Consider the following 21,663-nt stretch of genomic DNA (forward strand, 5'->3'; position numbering starts at 1 on the left):
AAAAAATCAATTTATATGCTCTAACAGTCTAACGATTTACAGTTTAAAGTTACCCAGAATGACTTCATTGCACTCAGTAAAAAGGGATTTAATAAATGAACAGTTATGAAATGTATATTGATGGAAAATTTACTTCAGCCAAAAGCGGGGCCACTCGCGATATTATTGATCCCGGCAATGGTAAATTGATTGCGAAAGTTCCAGAAAGTGCCAAAGAAGATGTTGTGATTGCGATCAAGGCTGCGCGAAAGGCTTTCGATGAAGGTGATTGGAGAAAAACATCAGCACTTGAGCGAAGTAAGCTATTATTCAAAATTGCTGATTTGATTCGTGCCAATGCAAAAATGTTAGCCGAGTTGGAAACGCGAAACTGTGGAAAACCTTTGGCAGAAGCAGAATATGATGTGGTCGATGCAGCAAATTGCTTTGAATTTTACGCAGGACTCGCTACTAAAATTCATGGCGAAACGATGTCGGTTCCAGCGAACTCTTTTAGTTATGTTGTACGTGAGCCTATAGGGGTATGCGGACAAATTATTCCCTGGAATTTCCCACTACTTATGGCCGCTTGGAAACTTGCTCCAGCACTTGCGGCAGGAAATACCCTAATATTAAAACCTTCAGAACTGACGCCGATAACTGCGCTTGAGTTATTCAAACTGATTGATCAATGTGGATTTCCAGCTGGTGTAGTGAATCTCATTACTGGTCCAGGTATAGAAGTAGGTGAAGAATTGTCAACTAATTCGATGGTCGATAAAGTTGCATTTACTGGTGGAACAGTTACTGGAAAAAAAATAATGCAAGCAGCTACAGGAAATTTGAAACGAATATCATTAGAACTTGGTGGAAAAAATCCAAATATTGTATTTGCAGACTGTGATCTGGAGATGGCAATTGATGGCGCTCTTTTTGGTGCTTTTGCCAATCAAGGGGAGGTGTGTTCTTCTGGTTCTCGCTTGATCGTTGAGCGCTCTATTCACAAAAAAATAGTGGCAGGAATGTTGAAAAAAATTCCAAATATCAAGCTAGGTCATGGCTTAGACGATGGCGTAAAAATGGGGCCACTGGTTTCACGCACTCACCGCGAAAAAGTTGAACATTACGTCAAGATAGGGATTGATGAGGGTGCAAAATTGATCTGTGGCGGGAAACGCCCTCCAGGTGAAGCTTTTGAAAAAGGAAATTTTTTTGAGCCAACTATTTTTGATGAGGTAAAGCCGACCATGCGTATCGCTCGAGAAGAAATTTTTGGTCCGGTACTTACAGTCATCCCTTTTGATACTGAAGAAGAAGCAATTCAAATTGCAAACGATACCGAGTATGGTTTAGCAGCAGCTGTGTGGACTAAGGACCTTACTCGTGCTCATCGGGTGACGTCTCAAATTCGTGCCGGAATTCTTTGGGTAAATCACTATCATCCAACTCATAATGAAATGCCTTGGGGTGGATATAAGCAAAGTGGATCTGGTCGTGAGTTAGGTTTATATGGAATCGAAAGCTATCTTGAAATTAAGCAAGTGAATATTAATCTAGATGATGCGCCAATTGGATGGTACTAATGAATCGAATTAATATTAAAACACAAATACCGGGACCAAAATCAAAATTATTGATGGAACAGCGTTATAAACACGTTGCGCGAGGTCCATTTCATGCTACCCCTATCTTTGTGGAACGAGCAAAAGGTTCGTTTGTAGAAGATGTGGATGGAAATATATTTTTGGATTTCTCATCGGGGATTGGTGTGGTGAATACAGGGCACTGTCCCAATGCGGTAGTAAATGCAATCAATGCTCAGGCCGAAAAATTCCTGCATACGAGTTTTAATATTCTTCCTTATGAAGGCTATATTCATGTGTGTGAAAAATTAAATTATCACACTCCTGGACGTTTTGAAAAAAAATCAATCTTGTTGAATTCAGGAGCTGAAGCTGTAGAAAATGCGATTAAAATTGCGCGTGCCTATACTGGAAAGCAAGCAGTGATTTGTTTTGATCATGCTTACCATGGCCGCACTTATATGGCTATGGCACTTACAGCAAAGAATAAACCCTACAAGCATGGATTTGGTCCATTTCTTTCAGAAGTTCATCGTGCTTCCATTCCGTATGAGTATCGTTGGCAAGGAAAAAATTGTGTAGAAGAGTGTTTCAATGATTTTTCTGAACTTGTTAATTTTCGTGTGGGCGTTGAAAATACTGCGGCAGTGATTTTAGAACCAGTGTTAGGGGAAGGAGGATTCATACAATTTCCAGTCCCATTTTTACAAAAACTTCGTGAGTTTTGTACGGCAAACAAAATTGTTTTCATTGCCGATGAAATTCAATCAGGTTTTGGACGTACTGGAAATCTATTTGCGATGAAGACAATGGGAGTGGACCCTGACCTTACTGTAACAGCAAAGGGGCTTGGTGGTGGAACAGTCATCGCTGCTGTAACAGGGAAATCTGAAATGATGGATGCGGCGATGGTGGGTGGGTTGGGCGGAACCTTTGGAGGAAATCCACTGAGTTGTGCAGCCGCTCTTGAAGTATTCAAAATTTTTGAAGAGGGAGAACTTTTGAAAAATGTCACTAATCTTTCAAAAATACTTCACTCCAAGCTTTCTGGATTTAAAGAAAAATATAAAATAGTAGGTGATTTTCGTGGGTTGGGTGTTATGCAGGCGCTCGAACTTGTGAAAGATAAAAGCACGAAGGTACCAAATAAAGAAGCAGCGGACGGATTAACAAGATATTGTTTAGAGCATGGATTGGTAATTCTTAGCTGCGGAGGATATGGAAATGTAATCCGCTTCCTCATGCCGCTTTCTACTGATGTAAAAGATTTGGAAATTGGACTTTCTATTGTTGAGGAAGGACTTAAAACATTATAAAGGAATGCGTAATATAAGTAGTGCGAACAAGTTGTTTCTTTCCATAAAAATCTTGTATCAGGTTCAATCGAGTCTGCCCCCCTGTTGATTCATTGCGGTGGCGAAATGGTTTCGTTCAATTCTGTTTCCTGATTAGCTGTTTGACACATTAGACGATTCTTGGCTTTTTTAACTGCATTAAAAAAAGCCTCCATATTTCTGGCATGACTCGAAGAATTGCTTATTTCAGGATTCGCTTCACCGTTTTCAAGACTGGAAGCATTAGGTGTTTCAACTCTTCTCAATCGTTCAGTTAATGATGAAATATTATTTTTTAAGGAGTGACAACCGTCAACTATTTTATCTGGTATCTGAGCTTTATAGCATGCAAAGCCTGTACATGCTAATACTGAACCTACGAATATAACGCCTAAAATAATACCAACTATCTCTAAAGTTTCCTCATCACAGGACTCAGATACCTTGTCTAAAAGCGCACAAAGACAATCATCAAAAATAGTATCATCAGAATCATAGTTGGTAATATAAGTAGAAGAAAAATAGCTACCGCAAGTCCTTGAGCCGACTATGTTACTTATATCCGGGTCGCGTTCTAATGCCCCACAACCTCCATTATCAGTACTTTTAACGACATCATTCATAAAGTTATTTTTTTTACAGCGACTATCAGAGGTTATTAAATAATCGGATTTACCTGGATTTTTAAAATATCCTTTATATTCAGTTTTCTGCGAGGAGGATTTACTGGCTTCAACTTTAAGCATGAGAATACTTAAAAAAGTGAGGACTTGGAACATTAAAAAAAAGTTTCTATCAAATGTAGCATTGGTATTTCTAGGCATAATTATTCCTTTAATTTAAAGCGATGCCATTATATATAGTTAACTTTATTTAAATACAAGATTTTTCTTTTTATTAATGTTCGAGCATGCTAACTACCTTACCAAGCTGGTATAGCAAAGAATCAATGGGTAGTGACGGCCTTAAGTATTATTTCTCTTTCCCTCGATTTTAGGTGTTTAATAAATCAATAGAGTCTGTGCCTATTGGTGCGGTGGCTATTGGACAACGCGCATGATTCATTAGCAGTAAATCATATAGAATTAATTAATTAATTCTATTATTCTACCTTCAATTAAAGGGAGATTTATCTATGCTAAAGAACAAAAAAAAAGCGTCAGAAGGAATGGAGTCATTAATTAATCAAGGATCGCTTGAATTTCCTGACAGTCCTGATGATTTGACCAATACATATATTCAAGGAATGGGAACGGAATATATGGAGAAAGCCAAGCAAATCGATAAAAAGAATTTTATTGTGAAGTTATTCTCGGCTTATATAAATCAGCCCGCGGCACAAAAGCTTATTAATTACAAAAAACAGTCACAGCCTAATGAAAAATGGGAGTTTTTAGCTGATCTATATAAAGAATTAAAGTGTCATGATGAAAAGTTGGCTATCGATATAAGAACGTTGTTTCAATCTGTGTTCCAATGCAATATTTTAATAAAGATAAAATGTCACGAGAATCATTCAGCTTATTTATCAATGAAAGATGTTTCAGATTCCTTAAAAGGTATTTCTAGCCGATATTTTCTAAAACATTATATAGAACTTTATAATGCATTAGATAATTCTTATCAGAGAAAGGATTCAAGTCCTTCCAGCCAGGACTTGTCGTTAATTACATACCCCTAGTGTAAACTATTGGTATTTGACCCACTGGATTAAGGGGTATTTATTAGTCGTGATCTTCGGCCATTTTTTAATTTAGTGCTATGGACACGGCAACTGGTGATTGTGTAGTAAGTTTTACAAATTCAATGAGCGGACCGAGTGTGTTTCAACAGGTAGCAGAGCATTTATAAAAGGCGATTTGGGGATGTTAATTATTTTTGGTGGGTTACCTGGGACAGGAAAAACGACGATCTCTAAAATTATAGCCAAGCATTTAAAGGCAATCTACCTCCGAGTAGATACCATTGAGCAGGCTTTAATCAATTTAGAAGGCTATCCTGCTTCATTAGCAGTAGGCTCAGAGGGTTACGTAATTAGTTATGCAGTCGCTCGAGAGAATTTAGCTTTAGGTCTGAATGTTGTTGCCGATTCGGTTAATCCGATTGCTATAACACGTCAAGATTGGCGGCAGGTAGCAAAACAAACTGAATCAGATTTTATTGAGATTGAACTAATTTGTTCAGATGAAAAAGTACATCAAAGTCGAGTGGAAGGGCGAATTGCAGATATAGAGGGCCATAAACTACCTACATGGAAAGCTGTTGTAGATCGTGATTATGAGCCTTGGGAAAGCAAGCAACTTGTGATTGATACATCAAAATATTTAATTGATGAATCAGTAGAGATAATTATGAATTTTATAGCATCGAAGAAAGTTTAATTATCAATTGGAGAAAGCATGTCAAAGTTTTTCTAATAAAATAATATCCGTACCTCGAATATGCGATATTTTTTTTACCGTTACTGATGTTTCTTGTAGTATTTTTTGTATATCAGAAAATAAATCAAAACCATGGTGTTTTAATGGGCGTAATAAAAAATAAGCTTTACCTTTGTTTGCAAGCGAATTTTCTAGTGCGCGAATATAATTCTGAAAAGAGCTATCTAAATAAAATCTACATCGATTTTTAAATTTGGAAGGTGAAAGCACTCCATGCCCTAGTTGGAAATAGGGTGGATTACTGATAGTTAAATCAAATTTGCCTTCCCATTTTTTTTCATGCAAATCATCATAATTTAAAAGATGCCATCGAAATTGCAATTCAGGTCGATTGACGTTAGCCAAATTTTGATAAAAATATTCAGTGTAAACATCCTGGACCTCAATAAAATCAATCTGCCGGATTGCTTGAAGATGCCACGATAGTTCAAACCCAATAACGCCGCAGCCTGCGCAGAGATCTAATACTCGTAATGAACCAAGGTCGGTGTAGGATTTCAATTGTGTTGCGACAAATTTCGCAAGGTGAATTGAATCAAGGCTAAAATGATATTCGTCAGGTTGTTTGTAATTATAAGTAAATGCATTGTTTAATTCGTTTCGCATAAATCATATCGAAATGCACAGATAAAATATTATGAACATATAATTGGGATGCGACAAGTAATGAAATAAAACGTTTTCTGAAATTGAAAAAATAAGTAAATTGACCTAGCCTGTCGAAAGTAGGAGATACCGTTGAGGTGAATACTGCCAACATTACTTTCAGAAGAGCTGCAATCCGAAGACTGTTGGCAGTTTTCCTCCTGTAGTCTTTTGTGCTGTTGATGTGCTGTAAGGTCTTAAACTGATAACAAAGTGATCAATATTTATGATAAATACGTTTAGTTCAGAAATGCAGCAACAGCTCAAAGAAAGCATTAATCTATTGAAGGTAATTTTTGGGGCAGAACTGTTAGGCGTTTACCTGTATGGTTCATCTCTTATAGGCGGGCTACAAAAATACAGTGACATTGATTTATTTGTTGTAACCAGTCGTGCAACAACCCTCGAAGAAAGAAGGCGGTTAATTATTAATCTTCTTCAAATTTCAGGCCTTTATATGAAAAGCACGAAATTGCCAATTGAAATGACTTTTGTTGAAAAGGCTGAGATTAACCCGTGGCATTATCCCCCTCAGTTTGATTTTCAATATGGCGAGTGGTTGCGAACTTCATTTGAAATGGGTCACATTGAGCCATGGGCGACTCATGAAATGCCAGACCTTGCTTTGATTATCACTCAAATCTTATTAAAGAGTCATACTTTATATGGATTAGAGCCAAAACAATTATTGTCTCATGTACCCTATAGCGATTTTATAAAGGCCATGCTCCACGACTTAGGCAGACTTACTGAGGATCTGGAATATGATACTCGAAATGTTCTGCTTACTTATGCTCGAATTTGGAGTACCTTAAAAACTAATGCCATTAGATCTAAACCTAGCGCAGCAGATTGGGTAATGCATCACGTACCTAAATCATATCAACCAGTAATACAGCGTGCTAAATTAATCTGTATTGGTGTAGAAAATGAATATTGGGATGATATTAAATCACTTGTAAAGCCTTGTGCAGACTTCATGATAGATAAAATACATAAAGCAACTTCATTGGTTGATCTGAATGATCCGAATAATTTTATAAAACTTGCTGAGTAAATGATAGGAGTACATTTTGGTGGTTTATTTTATACCCATCTAAATATACAGCACAGTGATCAATCAACTTAATAGACGCTGCTACAAACAACTCAACGGCATCCATAATCTTTTGAAAATAAAAACCAAATTGCCGTGTAAATATCATCGGCAATAAGCCAAAAGAAATGATCTTTTTATCCACATATTTTAAATAAATAGCTCATTTTGCATAGCTCGATAGCGAGGTTATGGTTTATAATGTATAAATTATAGACATTTATTTTTGAGATTATTATGCCTAAAAATATATCTAAGCCAATATCAGGTGGACAATATGTTTATTATTATGATTTTCCAACTGAAGTTGATGTAGATTTCAGCCCACTTCTACCTGAAGAGACCTATCCTACGTTAACCTCAGAGGATGATAGTTATACCATTGAGGCTAATCGTTTCTCAGAGTATGTAAAGAAAATAAAAGTTGAATGTGATGATAAAATGGCATGGATGATGAGTACCGTTCCCACTACATTAGGCTCATTAGAGGATGTAATTTCCTTGAAACAATTATGTGATTATTTCAATACGAGTGATTATTGGAAACAGGATGGTGAATGGCCTCAAGACGTAAGTGATGAGCAACTAAGAGCCTTTAATATTCAGGTTCTAAGAAATTGGGTCTTTCAGAAAACCGTGCGACATTTTTATGCTCAGAATCCAGATGCTCTTCCCAGCCTAAAAGACTATAAACTACAACTGGCTACTAATCTGGAGCAATTTAAGCAAGAAATATTGGCATTAGATGCTCTCCATTTAATGGAATCAAACCTGGATACCTACTTGCTTAGCCTTTGGGACAGCTTTAACTCGAATAAGAGCGCCGATAAATTTAAAGTTTTTAATATTTCTGCTATCAACGAGATGATAAAGGAAAATGGGTTATTTCCAGATGATATCCAACTTGGTGTTCATCCTGATAATTTTGAATATTGGCAACAAATGCATCGAAGAGCAATTGATGAAATTATAGTAATAATAAATAGTTCTATCCTGGATGAGTTAAAGAAAAAATGTGCAGAGCATTACTCCGAAATACCCTTTGAACAATTGTATGCAACTCACTGGCCTACTTCCAGACGCATTGATGACAACACCCTACCTTTACGCTCAATGTCTGAGGTAAACGAATTTATGGAAAAAATATCTCTTGTTGGGCAACAGCGAAGCGGAATGATTGAGGAAAAACGAAAAGAGTGGAAAGGTTCACCTACAGGCTTTGAGGTTGCACTGGAGCGAACTCAATCGCTATTAGGTTCTAAACAAGTAAATAATGACACGTTTATTCAAGTACTCTCGGAGCAGTTGAATAAAATTGCAGCTGAAGACAAGGTGACTGAGTCTCTCTCATTGGTGAATATAAATCCTTTACAGGTTGTAACAAAGGTGTTGCAAGAAGAACGAGTTGATGATGTAGCCACATTAGCCCCAGTAATAGTTCGTGACCTTCAGCATGTTATCGAGCATATGCCAGATAAGTCGACATTAGCTGATCACTCGAAGAATGTTCAAGCACTGGATCAGTTTGTGGTGAATGTTCGCTCAGCCTGTAATCGTGAAGCTCTTATAGACCTTTATGATCGTTTGGAGCGTAGCACCAATAAAGCCATGGCTGAAAAAATGATTAGCGATTGGGAAGTGATAGGAACAGATATTCGGGATAGTGTTCGAATGATGACGGAAACAGATAAAATTCGGATTATCGACTATGCCCAAGGGAAAATGACAAGAGAACAATACGATCAGGAAATGTCCAAATTAAATGTCAAGCTTGAGAGAGGTGAGGTTACAGCGCAAGAAGAAGTGGTCATTAAAATGTTTCCGAAGCTTAAACAGGCATTAACTCGATTACCTAAAGAATATTTTGAGGACTTTTCTCTCGTACTAAAGCGAGCATTTGTACATCAGCAAATTACACACCCCGAAAAATTCCTCCAAAATCCTCATGAAGCGGCAGTTTTCTCAGCACTTGGTTTAGACCCTGGCAAAATTAAGATGAATAAAGAGCTTGTCCAGCAAAAAATCAAGCATGTGATACAAAACGCCGTTCTTAATGGTCAGGCAGAAAATGAGATCCCGACTTTGAAAGAGCTGCAACATCAGATTGAGCTTATGGCTTTGAAAGAAAAGACTATTGCTGCTGGTGGTGATCCCTCTTTAACTCCTATGATTCATACACTAACTAAAGCAAGAGAAGAACTCATTGCAGCAGCGACTAGTTTGTTAGAACAGGAATATGAGAAATGTAAAAAGAAATTGACTGAGACTCATGAAAGTATTCCTCAGCATATTGATAGCTCTTTAAAAAACTCAAAAAGGAAAGTGTTGAGCTCGCTTTATCGCTTCATCGATAAAAAAATTAAAGAAAACAAAGATAACCTAATCCTATTAGCTAACCAGTATGACAAAGTAAAAGAGATTATTTCCCCACTGAGTGAACAAGCTTCCAGTAAAATGGAAAAAATGCTGTTAAATGATGTTCAAAAAGACATTGAATTTTTTAATCAATGGGGAAATCCAATCCAGTATGAAAATATTCAAGGATTTGTTGGTGGAGAGGGCGAAATATTAGGGGATGGAGCGTGCCAAGCCAATACTTATCGATTAATTACTCGAGAAATGACGAGCTTAGGTAGAAATCAAGCGCTCTCCAATTCACAATGGGAAACGGAAGTTAAAATCTCACCCCAGGACCGTTTCAATCAAGCTTTATATCAAGTTGATGCAAGAGAAGAGAAGAACAATGGTTTATCACAAGCAGTATTAAAACGGCTTCATCTTAAGAAAATTCAACCGCTACATAAAGATATGCATTTTGTAGATGAACCTGCATTTAGTTCTGATGCAATCTATGAGGTACTTGCTAAAGCGGTTAGTTTGCAACAGAAATCCAAATTAAAAAATTACGGCATTGTAAAATTATCCATTGGGCATCATGCAACTAAAAAAGATGGAACTCAAGACCAAACTCAAGAAACATGGGGACATGCAATCTATTTACGTTATGACCCAAAGAAAAAAACTGCCTACTTTTATGATCCTAATCATGGGCGTAGCATTAATTTTTATACCTGGAAAAAATTAGAGAATGATCTTGATTTTAAAAACATGGATCCGAAAGAGCAGGATGAGGCTGTCCTCAACTACATGCTTTCGTGTTTTTCTCAAATGATGGTAAAAGACTTTGATGATATCAACGCTATAAGTTGTTATGAAATGGAAATGGATTTTAGCGTTCTAGATAAGCTCGTTTCTGCTGGTAATACAATCATTGGTGGATTAAATAATTTCTTTAAAAAGCAAAAAGGGAAGGAGTCTGAGCAAAAACCAGGGGCTCTGAGTGCTGAACCTAAATTTCCCTAGTAAAAGCAACCTCTCTAAATGAGGGGGAATTTAGTAAGATAAATGCAAGCCTGGGGGATTACCCAGGCTTGGTTTCTGCTCAAATACCAAGACTTAGGCCACTTCATTCGACAAATTTTTTATAAGTGATTTTGAAAAATTTATTTCAGATCAAATGGAAATATTATTTTCCAATCATTCTTCATGCTGACTATTTTCCAATGATTTTGTAATGCTTGCTTTTTTAAGGCATCAGAAAAAGTACCTACGTTGGATTCAGGGCCATAAGCATACTCGCGTGTTTCATCATCATGATGTATAAGCAACATTAAATGCGGCCCATCTTCTGATTGTGTCCACTCAAGCATTTGTTTATCGCCAACGGAATTTCCAAAGGCAATAATAGGTTTTCTGCCAATAAAATAGTTTATTGCCTCAGGTTTAACGACGCCATTGTTAAGGAATAATAGTCGTGATAATTTTATCAGCGCAGGTTTGTCATTGATGTATTCATATTTAGCTTCACTCACTGTACCTATTACATGGTCCAAATCGATGTTATAACTTCCTGTCGCGTAAGTGCGAAGAAACTCTTGCCCACCGCCGGTAACAATATAGACTTGGAAGTCATTATCATGAAGATAGTTAATAACTTCTAACATCGGTTGATAAATGGTTTCTTTATAGGAATGATGATAACGAGAGTCTTGCGCTGTTTCAAACCATTCATTTGCTAGCTTATGGTAGTCTACGATGCTCATGTTGGTATGGGCAGCCAGTAAAATTTTTTTAATGTCCTCTAAAGAAAGATGTTCTAATGTTTGTTTATCATCATTAAGGATAGCTCGGAATAGTCTTTGATTTTTCCATTCAGGATGTTTTGGAGCCAGTGCTTTTATTCTATCAATAGCAAAAATAATTTGAGTGTACACGGGCTTTTCAACCCGTAAAGTACCATCATTGTCTAAGGCGGCAATACGTCTTTCAGGCGCTACATAAGAAGGGGTTGATTTATCCGTGACTGCTTGCACAAATTGAATAATGCTCCTTTTAGCATCGCCATTATTCCAAGAGGGTAATGGATCAACCGTTGCTGCATGTGACAAGATGGAGATGAATAACAGGGATAAACTTGCCAAGATCTTTTTATTCAAATTCATTGATAACTCATCCTTTTTAAGCGGCTGGAGTTGATAGGGTATCCTATAGGTGAAATGCTCACTGACCTAAAACGAGCATAAGGAAAATTTCATATTGTTCTCGAAGATAGCTATTGTCAATGCCTGCTGAAGGAGTATTAAGAGGTGTGAAGTCATTTTATGACTGGGTCGGTACTAGTTTGGTTCTTAATATTAACTTCCTGATCTTTAAACATTTCTTCAAGTGCTTCTATGGAGGATGTCTTAATACCTGTAATTTGAGTGAACAAATTCTGCCCCGTTTTTAAGACAGTGTATCCGGGTGAACTCATTAACTCCGTTTTTAATTGTTCTAATTCCGTTACTGAAGTAGTGCATTCTATGCGATTTTTAAAATCATTTAAAATTTTAGTCTTTAAAGTATCACCAGTCAGATGTTGGTATTGATCTTTAAAATTATTGAATCCATTCACTTTAGTTTGCGCAATAGCATCTTTATTTTTGGAAAATACATTAGCAATTTCAACAGGAGAAGAGTGATCTTGTCTTGGATTATTTTGATAAGCATATTTATTTTCTATGCTATGCTTCAGTTTTTGTAAGGCTTGTGCTAAATGTTGTTGTGTTTGTGAGCCGTTACTAAGTGATTGATTGATTCGGTCTTCATCTAGGAATACAGAAAAACCTCCTTTTGGATTAACATGTGATTTAACCTGCCATTGAGCAGCAAATTCTTGAGCCCCCTTTTGTGTTTTAAATGTGAGGCATGCCTCCTTTTCTGCTCCTTTAGTCCTATGTGGTATCCAAGTAATTGTTGTTGGTTTTTCATTAACCGGTAGCGGTGTTTGGGGAATTATCGGTTGTACTATAATCGGTACCGGTTTTTTAGGAGAGACTGGTGGTTGTACCACTGCTTGTAATTGTTTAATCCCAGTGTCCTGTAATATCAAATCGAGTATTTTTTCTTGTTGCGCCTCGTCTATTTTTTTATAGCCTTGGGACTTATCTAAAAAAATAAGTGGCTTACTGGGATCATTTGAAACCATCAGTTGATAATTACCAAACACCATCGAGGGGAGCTTACTATTCTTACCAATCCCAAACTGAATATGATCTGCACCAGGCGTCACCCAACTACTACCCGTTGCATAACGATGAATGAGGCTAGTGACTTGTGCTACTTTAACTTTATCCAATACAGGAGGAAGAACAGAAGGTGCTGAGGGTATAGAAGGGATTGCTTCTTGTAGTCGTTTAGTTTCGGAATCGTTTAATATCTCATCTAATATCTGTCTTTGCACCACGTCATCTATTGTCTTATAACCTTGAGCTTTATCTAACATGATAAATGGCTTATTGGGATCATTGGTTAGCATCAGCTGATACCTTTTTTGGAAAACCAAAGAAGGCAGCTGACTATTCTTGCCAATACCAAACTCGAAATTTACTCCATGTTTCTGCCAATTACCTGTTGCATAATGCTCAATTAGACGACTGACTTGTTCTACTTTTACCTTATCCAATGCAGAGGGTACTGCTGCTTGTAATCGTTTAATCTCAGAATCCATTAAGATGGTATCTAATATCTGCCTCCGTATCGAATCGTTGACGGGTTGGTAATTTTGAGCCTTATCTAAAAAGATAAGCGGTTTATTGGGATCATTGGTGACCATCAGTTGATAATTGTGAAAAGCCATGCTGGGTAGTTTACTATTATAACCAATACCAAATTCGATGTTATCTGCTAATTCCTTCCAGTTACCCGTTGCGTAATGTTTAATTAGGCGAGAGACTTGCTCTATTTTATCCTGCTCCAATTCAGTGGGTGCGCTAGGGTTCGGTATTACAGTTTGAGGCTTGGGTGTTTGTTTGAGTAAAGGTGTGATCGCTGTTTGAGGTATCCGCTTTAGTACACTATCGATGACTTCCTGAGGATTATGGGTGTTCTCAACGTAAGAAATACCCCCCTCCTTGTGATACTTGTTTAAAACCCTAAAAGACCCATCACTTCTTAACTCAATTTTGTGGTGTCTTGTGATAATACCTGGATTATGAGGGGGAGCATAATCGACGCCAATTCGGCCAAGTTTATCAGAGGCCAGTTCCTTCCAGGAAAAACCGTCTTTTTCCTTAATCTCCCTTAGTAATTGGGCTATTTGTCTAGGATTAGTCGCTAAAAAAGGCGGGGATGCAGGGGGGGCTATTGTAGGCGCAACTGATTTAAGTCTAGGAGTAATCACATCCTGCGGAATACGCTCTAAGACTGAGTTAATTATCTTCTCACATTCCAATTTATTGGTATTGACCTGGAAAGAAGGCTTATTTAGTACGGTAAAGTCTCCATTGGGATTCAACTCAATTTTATGGGTACGAGTGACAATACCTGGCTTATGGGGAGGACTATTGTAAATACCAATTCTTCCATTTTCATCTTGAATTAATTGCGTCCATTTGGGTTCTGTTTTACTATCAAACTCGCTAAGTAATTGAGCCATCTGTTCTTTAGTGGCAGGTTTTTTTGCTGAGATGGAATATTTTTGCAAAGAAGGGTCTTGTTGTATCAAGAGATCTTGTTCTTGTTTCGGCAATTTTGAAAAAGAATCACTTAAGATTTTATCTCGCATTCCCTCCATTTTTTTGCGTATTCCTTCTCGATGATTAAAGCCTTTGAACCCATCAAGAAAGTTATCCAGGTGATGCCTAAAGTCGGGGTGCGTTAACATTCTTGTTAATTTGTCCCTAACCTCCTTATCTTGGAGCAGCAATTGAATATAATTTTCACCTTGAGTATCACTTTTTCTATTTAATTTACCAAGCGCTTGCAAGACATCATTCATGTGGGCATCTTGGGAATAATTTGCATTCGGTTTAAGCGCTAAAAGATCTTTAAATGCCTCGATTCTGTCTTGTTTACGTAACTCTTTATAGGCTTGCTTGGTGTTTTGTAGTGCTTGTTCATAGGTTGCGTGTGGATGTTTTTTTAGGTAATCAGAAGCAAGCTGAAAATGCCATGCAATATTAGAGTTAGCAATAGAACAATTACCAACTTTCTGATTCGATTTTTGTAATGTGCTAGGGGTCGTTGAAAGCCCTTTATTGGCTTCGATAAATTGAGAGACAGTCTGTCGATTTTCAGAAGCAAAGGCGTTATAAATGTCTCGAGAAAATTGTTCTACTTGGGAGTCTGGTACCGTAAAAACTCTGACAGTAGCATCATCTCCTGGGCCTAGATGGCGTTCTCCACGATTAATATACACAAAATGCGTGCCATGCTTGTCTTTAATGGCATGCAGGGTAAAGGCATGTCCTTCCCACCTGGTGGCAAAGCCATGATAATCGCCGATAGAAAGATTTTTAACTTTCTGGGAAAACTGAGACGGACCACTGAGACTTTTTATCCGCTCGAATGGGAGTTGAGCGGTTTTAGTTAAATTTTTAAATCGATTTACGATACTTTCGCTGGCATGTTCAACATACCAGCCTTCATTCTTAAATGATGTATCAAGACGATTATCTTTCAAACCTAAGATATGAGAAATTTCTTTGCGCTTTAACTTCGGCATGTTACCAATTCAAACTGAACTATATAAAAGCATTATAGTTCATAATAATTATGTCATGATTAATTAATGATCAATAAATTAAAGAAAATGTAGAAAGGATAAGTTGGTATAAGAAATTAGCATAGTGGCGCATTTACGCAAAAGAAAGGAAATAGCTGAGGTAATAACAAAGTCTCCAAAATTTTACAGCGATTTTTGCGTAACTTATACTTTTTGAATCATTAATAGGGAGGTTTCAATTATGGTTCATGATGTTACCATCATTGGTAGTGGCATATTAGGTGCAATTTGTGCGCACAACTTGGCAAAAAAAGGTGTTAGGGTTCTAATGCTTGAAATAGGAGCTCCCATATCAACACCGCCAGGAGACCATTTACGTAACCAGCAAAAGTATCAAGAACATCCCGACCAGTTTTTTGATGAAATTGAGAAACACTGCCAACTATTTGATGCTGGAGCGTCGCCTGAAGGTTTACCAGGCGCCAATGTTACCCATGCCTATGGTGGACAAGCTACCTTGTGGACGAACAACTGCCCTCGTCCGGTTCAACATGAACAATGGCCTGAATTTGATGACATGAATATGGACGAATACTTAAGTCGAGCTGAGAACATATTGCATGTGCAGAAAGATTTATTTGATAGTTCAATAAGGCAAACGAATTTATTGGCCACTCTCGACCCTATTTTACGTATGCAAAATCGCAGCTTGGCTAAAGTTCCTCTGGCTGGTAGAAAACGTAAAAACAGTGTCATTGACTTTACTTCTACGTTACAAATTCTAAATTTGTCTAAGGAAGAGAGGGAACTGATTACCATACAGATGAATACGGAAGTGATTGAGTTATTGCATAAAAAATCAAATACTTATGGATTAAGAGTTAAGCAAAATAAGCAGTTGAAAGATATTAGGGCAGATGTGGTTATTGTTGCAGCCGGGGCATTTGATACGACACAGTTGTTATATAATTCAAGTATTCACCCAGTTGCATTAGGACATTATTTGCATTTTCATCCTTTGCATCTTGCACAAGTGGTTCTGAATAGCTCATTTGTGTCTACGGCTGAGATTGTTGATACGCCACCCAGGACATGCATATATCCAACGCCCAATTACCCATGGCATGCAATGATTCTTCGCGATATTTTCCCTAATATTTCACGGGAAATTATCAATGAGAATGAATTAATAGATTTTCAATATTTTATTCCTATCGATGTACAGGAGAGGAATCGCATGATTTTATCGAGGGATAAGCCAAAATTTGAAGTGCGGCTGACTGACAATGATAAGCAAATCATGGATGGTGCGATGAAAGATTTGAAGGAATTGGCTAGCCGCTTAGGACGTTACAGGAAGGGGTGTGAACCCATGACGCTAGATTTTGGTTTCACCCATCCTATGGGGATGTGTCGTATGGGTACTGATGTCAGGAGTAGTGTCACCAATTTAAAAGGGAGAGTCCATGGTTTCAATAATCTATATCTTGCAACGGTAGGTTTAATACCTTCAAAAATGGCAGTAAACCCAACATTAACTGCCGCAGCGATTGCCTTAATAACAACCGATTCCATCGCTGAATAAGGCCTGTAGCTTACCGGCGCTTAATAAAGGCTTGTCGTGCCTGCAAAATTAATTTTTGATAATTTTTAAAATGTTCATTCGTAATGTTCTGTGACTTTAATATCAGTGCTGAAAAGCTCATGGCAAATAATACACGACGCAATTCCCAGATAGCATTTTGAAAGTCAGTAATTTTTTGTTTTAAGTCCGGGCTGGTTTGCAGTTCGGACTGAAGACTTCTGGAGCTCTCAGCAATTAAGGTAAAGCCGTGATTAAATTGAGTTCGTAATTGCTCCATATAAATATAGGGCGTAGAAACTTCCGTTGACGCGGTTAATAATTTCTCTGCGGCTTTTTTTATAATGTTGTAGACAATAATTTGATGTAACAAATAAAGCTTTTGTGAATAATGAAAAGAATCAAATAGCACATAATCGCCAATTAATATGATAGCAATTCCTATCAGAGTACATATTCCTCGATTGACTACCATTTCCATAGGGCCTTCAAGAATTGACTCCGTAAATGAAATTGCTGTAAGTAAAAAGGCAAATAAGGTGATAAAAAAGACGCAAATATCATACCGACGTAAATTAAGTGAGGTAACTATCATGCCCACTGCCGAGCCAACAAAAAGAACTGAAATTAAGCGGTAATTCATTTGGAGTAAATACAGTAAAGGGATCATTAAAGTAAGGGCCAATAATGTTCCTCTAATCCGGTGTAAGGAACGCTCAATCATTAATCCTGGTTCAATGCCAGAGCTTATCACTAATACAGTTAATAAGATCCACCATTTATGGGGTATGGTTGTTAAGATATAGCTAAGTAGCCCTAACGTATAGATTAGTATCAAATGGATAAAGCGGGCATACCCTAATTCCTTGCGGAGAAAATCTATCTTTTGCATAACGTATTCCAATGACGCATCGCTGATAGAAGGTAATCTTGCACAAGATACTGCAAACGAGTAGATGGATTTATAATGATTTCTGATAAATCAATAGGGTTTTGCTTGTCCATATGTAATCGAAAATAATGCAGATGTTGTTTAATAGAACTCCAAAAAATTGGATTCAATTCCTGGTAATAGATATTGTTTAAGGCAAACTGAAGGTTGCGAATGTTGGAGAATATTCTTAAAGCTAACGAAAGGTATTTTTTGGGTAATAATGGTTGGAAGGAGCGAATAATATCAACATGACTTACTTCCTCATTGAAAGAGGGCAAAGGGACATTTGCAATAGTAGCGGCAATATCAGCTTCTATGCATTGAATATAATATTGTAGGGCTCGACGCCAAACTTCTAATGCTTTATTAGGAAAAAAATTAAGGCAAATAAAAAGACCAAGCATCGATAAGAGTGCTGAGCTTAAAAAACCAATACTTATTTGTAAACTAGCCATGGGGCTAATAGAAAGAGTGAGTGCTCCTGTACTAATAATTAGCATGGTAGCATTTTTAATTTTAGGAAATTTTGCCCAAATAATGTAAAACAAGGCGATAAAAAAAATAATGGCGTAAACAAGAAATAGCAATCTAAAAGGATAAATTAAATAAAATGAAATGCCGGTTATAATAACCATGGCAAAAATAAATAACAGGTTGCGGTTTTTCTCTTTCTTACTTGATAGAAACGGCATTTCATACCAGGAAACTACAATAAGCGGCGCAACAAACATTAGAAAACTTTCCGGCTTAAAAAACCAATAGATGAATGTTAGTACCGTTGCAGCAAACAGGGATTTTTGTAGAACTACTCGCTGGATAGCATAAGGGTCGACGCGATTTAACCAATGTCTAAGATCTGATATAAACATAAGCGCTGGCACCTACTCTTAGGGGAAATCGCGGATCGGGATCTGTAACTCGAATAATAACTGGTAATCTCTGGGGTAATAAAATCCATTGGTTTTCATTAGAAACATTTTGTAGTTGTGTTCTAGGGTCAATTTGTTGTCTATTTGCGGACCAAAAATTTGAATCAACGACCCCATGAAATATCTTTCGCCCTAAGTATGTTCTTGGAAAGATTAAAACTTTGGAGCCTACTCTTACATCGCGAAGGTCCGTTTCATTAAAATTCGCCTGGATGTATACTTCGTCCGTAGATACAAGAGAAAATAAGGGGGCATTAATATTTACTGGTGTACCTAAGGCCAAGAATAAATTCTGCACCACTCCTTTAGTTTCGGCAGTGACATCCGTTAATTGGAGGTTCACGTTCGCTAGATTAAGTTTCGCTAGAAGTGATTTAATATTACTTTTTTGTGCCATGATTTGATGCTTATCAATTTCTAACTGTTTTAATGAAGCTTCCCATTTATCTTTAGCACTGAGGGTTTCTTGCCGTGAGTTTTGTAGGGTTATAAGAGAGACGGATTTAATACGATAACCCTTTTGATATTTTTCATCATCCTGAGCTAATCTCTCATAAATCCTTCGTTGATGCTCACTAAGCTTTTGATGTTTTTCATAAGTCATTTCCCATACTTTAAGTTGCGCTTTTGCTGCTCCCAAATCTGCGCTCAAGCGAGCAACGGTATACTGGTATGGTTTTTTAAAAACAGTAAGTAATTTTTGTCCTCTCACAACCTCTTGGCCATTTTTTACGTAAATATTAGTAATGTATCCTTGAACCTGTGCTGCTACGGGTTGCACATTGCTTACAACAAATGCGTTATCAGTGAATGGAAACAAATAAGAAAATATATAGGCTAATAGGGTAAGAAAACCTACCAAGATAACGATATTAGGAAATGTAAAATATTTTTTGAAGGCTTTAGTTTTTACTCTAAATAAATATAATTTTTTTTTATACTTTTCTCTGAATTCCTGCGTCAACATAAGTAACCCCCTGCCAGATCTTGATAGAGTAGCACTAGAGATATAGCAAGTTGTAACTTTGCTTGGTTAGTCGATAATGCAAGATTATCAAGTAGGATCTTGTTTTCCAACCATTCTTTATAGGAGATTAACCCAGTCTTTAATAACCCTTCTTGTAACTTTAATTTATGCTGATAATCTTTTTCAGCTTTTAGCGTTTCTTGATAGAAAGCCTGGGAATGATGATTGGCAGATAAGTCATTATCAATGTCTCTGAAGATGCGTCGTAGAGTTTTAACGAGATTACTGACTTGGGCATTATAGGCTCCACGTGCAGCAGATAGTTTACCCCATGTATTCGGAGCAACTGTCCAAGTTAAATACGCATCAGTCATTTCGGCAAGTTTGCTTTCTGGCACATGAGCTTCTCCAAAATACTGATCAAGTTGTAGTAGGGGGAAAAGATTGGTAAGTGCTAAGGCTTTCCCGGCATTTGCACGTTGAACCGCTAAAGCCGCCATTTTAAAATCGGGCCTATTTCTTAATACGGTGACGGGCAGGCTACCGGGTTTAAAATGGTCAAAATTAAATTGCTCAAAATTATAATGGGTAATGATAGGTCCAGGATTTTGGTTGATTAAGTAGCGTAGCGCATTTTGACTAGCGGTAATATTGTGTTTGACCGTTTGTAGTTGAGCTGCAATTAAGGCTCGTTCAGATTGTATTTTGGCTAAATCAATATCATTACTTAAGCCAATTTTAACTTCGCCGGCTGTCTGATTAACAAGTTTTAAAACGTCACTATCTAACTTTTGTAATAATCGTAACTGTTCTTGTTGAGCTATTAATGTGAAATAGGCTGAAGCTATCTGGCCTATAATAGTTAACCGGATGCCATCAACGGCTGCTTGATAGTAAGCAAGGTTATAAGTGGCTTGTTTTTGTTTTTGGAATTGTTGAGCAATATTAATTGCATAGTATGGCCATACTCCATAAAATCCGCCTGGAGCGCCTAGTGCCGGATTTGTTGAATATCCTCCAAAAAAAATTAACGAGGGGATCCAGCTTAACTTAACTTCCTTTAACAATCCCCTTGCTTCTTCTAAATTTCCCAAAGCAATACCCATATCAGGATTTCTTTGTAGCCCCCTGTAAATGAGCTTGTTAAGTAAAGGGTCGTTAAATTGTTCCCACCACGCAAAATAGGGCAAATTTTTGATGGATTTAAATTCTTGACTCATGGAAGGGAATTGTTGTGGGGCTTTTATAACGGGAACGACAGAATTTCGGCTGCAATTTAGTAATCCGAGAATAGTAATAATCAGTACCAAGAGGTTTGTTCTGCGCATTAAATCTGCATCAAATTAAATGTAATCTTAAATAATTGGAATATTCTCAATACACTATCATTAGCCTTGTAAGGTATCAATATTTTAACAAACAAATTTTAATTAATATGATAATAATATCATGGCCTTATTTGCGCGAAATAGGTTAACAGGAAAAACAATAGCTGCTTTCTTTCTCCTCTGTTCGATTGGGTAAGCAGGCTCTTATTAAATGAACAACTGCTATAAAACGGCATCACATAAGTCTATGAATAATAAGTTAGGACTGTGACTGCTGATTATTTTGAGACGGCAGTAGATAAAGCGACAAATACGTAAGCAGTTGAAAGCCGCCTTGAACCATATGGTTTTCCTCCAGGTCAAATTTCATCACCAATTGATCGGCAATGAAAAATGCCATCCAAAAGCTAAGTGAAACGATAAAGGCTAGATCCGCACGCGGCAGCCAGTAATGTTCTTCACGGTGTAGTCCAGCGCTTGCCCAACAAAAAGCCAAGGTGGAGAGGAAGGACAAAGAAAGAATCCCTATAAATGCAACCTGGGTTACCCATTCTGGAGCCTTGTACATTTCTAAAGAAGCAAGCAGGAAGGGATAGTTTATATCAGGAGCCCAACTTTTGTTGAGCAGACCATAATGAGCCATCAGGCCGACAACATCTGTCCATAAGGCAATCAACCACCACAACGTCCAAAATAGGATAATTAACTTTTTAAATCTTAATTTGGTAATCATTGATTGGGGCATGGTTATTCCGCTAATGAATAGTTGGTTATATTATCAAAAATTATAATTAATGATCC

16 protein-coding genes are annotated in these 21,663 nt (G+C 37.3%); 7 read left to right on the top strand and 9 right to left on the bottom strand.

All coding sequences use genetic code 11. From position 1 onward, the window contains the following. Positions 1-95 precede the first annotated feature (95 nt). Together Lbru_RS01315 and Lbru_RS01320 are read left to right on the top strand one after the other, a co-directional pair. A complete protein-coding gene (locus Lbru_RS01315; protein WP_058440373.1) occupies positions 96-1,562 on the top strand; it encodes an aldehyde dehydrogenase family protein in 1,467 nt (488 codons plus the stop codon). After that, positions 1,562-2,878 carry an aspartate aminotransferase family protein gene (locus Lbru_RS01320; protein ID WP_058440374.1) on the top strand — a complete coding sequence of 439 codons (1,317 nt, stop codon included), beginning with the start codon at positions 1,562-1,564 and terminating at the stop codon, positions 2,876-2,878. Before Lbru_RS01315 ends, Lbru_RS01320 begins: the two co-directional genes overlap by 1 nt. A gap of 89 nt (positions 2,879-2,967) precedes the next feature. On the opposite strand, the gene Lbru_RS01325 is transcribed toward Lbru_RS01320, so the two are convergent. Beyond that, a complete protein-coding gene (locus Lbru_RS01325) occupies positions 2,968-3,720 on the bottom strand; it encodes a hypothetical protein (RefSeq protein ID WP_058440375.1) in 753 nt (250 codons plus the stop codon). 311 nt (positions 3,721-4,031) lie between these two features. Between Lbru_RS01325 and Lbru_RS01330 the strand changes: the two genes are divergently transcribed. Then, entirely contained in the window at positions 4,032-4,577 is a 546-nt protein-coding gene (locus Lbru_RS01330) for a hypothetical protein (RefSeq protein WP_058440376.1), read from the top strand. 184 nt (positions 4,578-4,761) lie between these two features. Continuing rightward, positions 4,762-5,277: a P-loop nucleotide/nucleoside kinase family protein gene (locus tag Lbru_RS01335; RefSeq protein WP_058440377.1), complete on the top strand. Its 516-nt coding sequence runs from the start codon at positions 4,762-4,764 to the stop codon at positions 5,275-5,277. Between the two features lie 21 nt (positions 5,278-5,298). On the opposite strand, the gene Lbru_RS01340 is transcribed toward Lbru_RS01335, so the two are convergent. After that, complete coding sequence (locus tag Lbru_RS01340; protein ID WP_058440378.1) at positions 5,299-5,943, bottom strand: methyltransferase; 645 nt, start codon at positions 5,941-5,943, stop codon at positions 5,299-5,301. 265 nt (positions 5,944-6,208) lie between these two features. On the opposite strand from Lbru_RS01340, the gene Lbru_RS01345 reads away from it, so the two are divergent. Beyond that, positions 6,209-7,039 (top strand): aminoglycoside adenylyltransferase domain-containing protein, encoded by an 831-nt coding sequence (locus tag Lbru_RS01345; RefSeq protein ID WP_058440379.1) that lies wholly within the window; start codon positions 6,209-6,211, stop codon positions 7,037-7,039. 276 nt (positions 7,040-7,315) lie between these two features. Next, the gene (locus tag Lbru_RS01350) at positions 7,316-10,441 is read left to right on the top strand and encodes a hypothetical protein (protein ID WP_058440380.1); all 3,126 of its coding nucleotides are present in this window, start codon (positions 7,316-7,318) and stop codon (positions 10,439-10,441) included. Positions 10,442-10,581: 140 nt separating this feature from the next. On the opposite strand, the gene Lbru_RS01355 is transcribed toward Lbru_RS01350, so the two are convergent. Both Lbru_RS01355 and Lbru_RS01360 read right to left on the bottom strand, forming a co-directional pair. Then, complete coding sequence (locus Lbru_RS01355) at positions 10,582-11,580, bottom strand: HAD family hydrolase (RefSeq protein WP_058440381.1); 999 nt, start codon at positions 11,578-11,580, stop codon at positions 10,582-10,584. Positions 11,581-11,732: 152 nt separating this feature from the next. Next, positions 11,733-15,122, bottom strand: coding sequence for a hypothetical protein (locus Lbru_RS01360; protein WP_058440382.1), 3,390 nt, complete (start codon positions 15,120-15,122; stop codon positions 11,733-11,735). A 241-nt stretch (positions 15,123-15,363) separates the two neighbouring features. Here Lbru_RS01360 and Lbru_RS01365 point away from each other — a divergent pair, with 241 nt between their 5' ends. Next, positions 15,364-16,707: a GMC oxidoreductase gene (locus tag Lbru_RS01365; protein WP_058440383.1), complete on the top strand. Its 1,344-nt coding sequence runs from the start codon at positions 15,364-15,366 to the stop codon at positions 16,705-16,707. A 10-nt stretch (positions 16,708-16,717) separates the two neighbouring features. Here the strand turns inward: Lbru_RS01365 and Lbru_RS01370 are convergent, their stop codons facing one another. The 5 genes from Lbru_RS01370 to Lbru_RS01390 all read right to left on the bottom strand — a co-directional run bounded on the left by Lbru_RS01370 (position 16,718) and on the right by Lbru_RS01390 (position 21,607). After that, complete coding sequence (locus Lbru_RS01370; RefSeq protein ID WP_058440384.1) at positions 16,718-17,596, bottom strand: FUSC family protein; 879 nt, start codon at positions 17,594-17,596, stop codon at positions 16,718-16,720. Then, complete coding sequence (locus Lbru_RS01375; RefSeq protein ID WP_058440385.1) at positions 17,584-18,507, bottom strand: hypothetical protein; 924 nt, start codon at positions 18,505-18,507, stop codon at positions 17,584-17,586. The genes Lbru_RS01370 and Lbru_RS01375 overlap by 13 nt, the downstream gene beginning before the upstream one ends. Then, the gene (locus Lbru_RS01380) at positions 18,488-19,534 is read right to left on the bottom strand and encodes an HlyD family secretion protein (RefSeq protein WP_058440386.1); all 1,047 of its coding nucleotides are present in this window, start codon (positions 19,532-19,534) and stop codon (positions 18,488-18,490) included. Before Lbru_RS01380 ends, Lbru_RS01375 begins: the two co-directional genes overlap by 20 nt. After that, positions 19,528-20,862 carry a TolC family protein gene (locus Lbru_RS01385; RefSeq protein ID WP_058440387.1) on the bottom strand — a complete coding sequence of 445 codons (1,335 nt, stop codon included), beginning with the start codon at positions 20,860-20,862 and terminating at the stop codon, positions 19,528-19,530. Before Lbru_RS01385 ends, Lbru_RS01380 begins: the two co-directional genes overlap by 7 nt. A gap of 259 nt (positions 20,863-21,121) precedes the next feature. Beyond that, positions 21,122-21,607 (bottom strand): hypothetical protein, encoded by a 486-nt coding sequence (locus tag Lbru_RS01390; RefSeq protein ID WP_058440388.1) that lies wholly within the window; start codon positions 21,605-21,607, stop codon positions 21,122-21,124. Positions 21,608-21,663 lie beyond the last annotated feature (56 nt).

Origin of the sequence: Legionella brunensis (assembly GCF_001467025.1) — a bacterium.
GTDB lineage: Bacteria > Pseudomonadota > Gammaproteobacteria > Legionellales > Legionellaceae > Tatlockia > Tatlockia brunensis.

Excerpts from the sequence above, each read along its gene's own strand:
- Lbru_RS01355 (WP_058440381.1), bottom strand. The coding sequence starts at position 11,580 with ATGAATTTGAATAAAAAGATCTTGGCAAGTTTATCCCTGTTATTCATC.
- Lbru_RS01370 (WP_058440384.1), bottom strand. The coding sequence starts at position 17,596 with ATGCAAAAGATAGATTTTCTCCGCAAGGAATTAGGGTATGCCCGCTTT.
- Lbru_RS01330 (WP_058440376.1), top strand. The coding sequence starts at position 4,032 with ATGCTAAAGAACAAAAAAAAAGCGTCAGAAGGAATGGAGTCATTAATT.
- Lbru_RS01390 (WP_058440388.1), bottom strand. The coding sequence starts at position 21,607 with ATGCCCCAATCAATGATTACCAAATTAAGATTTAAAAAGTTAATTATC.
- Lbru_RS01350 (WP_058440380.1), top strand. The coding sequence starts at position 7,316 with ATGCCTAAAAATATATCTAAGCCAATATCAGGTGGACAATATGTTTAT.
- Lbru_RS01345 (WP_058440379.1), top strand. The coding sequence starts at position 6,209 with ATGATAAATACGTTTAGTTCAGAAATGCAGCAACAGCTCAAAGAAAGC.
- Lbru_RS01315 (WP_058440373.1), top strand. The coding sequence starts at position 96 with ATGAACAGTTATGAAATGTATATTGATGGAAAATTTACTTCAGCCAAA.
- Lbru_RS01325 (WP_058440375.1), bottom strand. The coding sequence starts at position 3,720 with ATGCCTAGAAATACCAATGCTACATTTGATAGAAACTTTTTTTTAATG.
- Lbru_RS01385 (WP_058440387.1), bottom strand. The coding sequence starts at position 20,862 with ATGCGCAGAACAAACCTCTTGGTACTGATTATTACTATTCTCGGATTA.
- Lbru_RS01380 (WP_058440386.1), bottom strand. The coding sequence starts at position 19,534 with ATGTTGACGCAGGAATTCAGAGAAAAGTATAAAAAAAAATTATATTTA.
- Lbru_RS01365 (WP_058440383.1), top strand. The coding sequence starts at position 15,364 with ATGGTTCATGATGTTACCATCATTGGTAGTGGCATATTAGGTGCAATT.
- Lbru_RS01360 (WP_058440382.1), bottom strand. The coding sequence starts at position 15,122 with ATGCCGAAGTTAAAGCGCAAAGAAATTTCTCATATCTTAGGTTTGAAA.
- Lbru_RS01340 (WP_058440378.1), bottom strand. The coding sequence starts at position 5,943 with ATGCGAAACGAATTAAACAATGCATTTACTTATAATTACAAACAACCT.
- Lbru_RS01375 (WP_058440385.1), bottom strand. The coding sequence starts at position 18,507 with ATGTTTATATCAGATCTTAGACATTGGTTAAATCGCGTCGACCCTTAT.
- Lbru_RS01335 (WP_058440377.1), top strand. The coding sequence starts at position 4,762 with ATGTTAATTATTTTTGGTGGGTTACCTGGGACAGGAAAAACGACGATC.
- Lbru_RS01320 (WP_058440374.1), top strand. The coding sequence starts at position 1,562 with ATGAATCGAATTAATATTAAAACACAAATACCGGGACCAAAATCAAAA.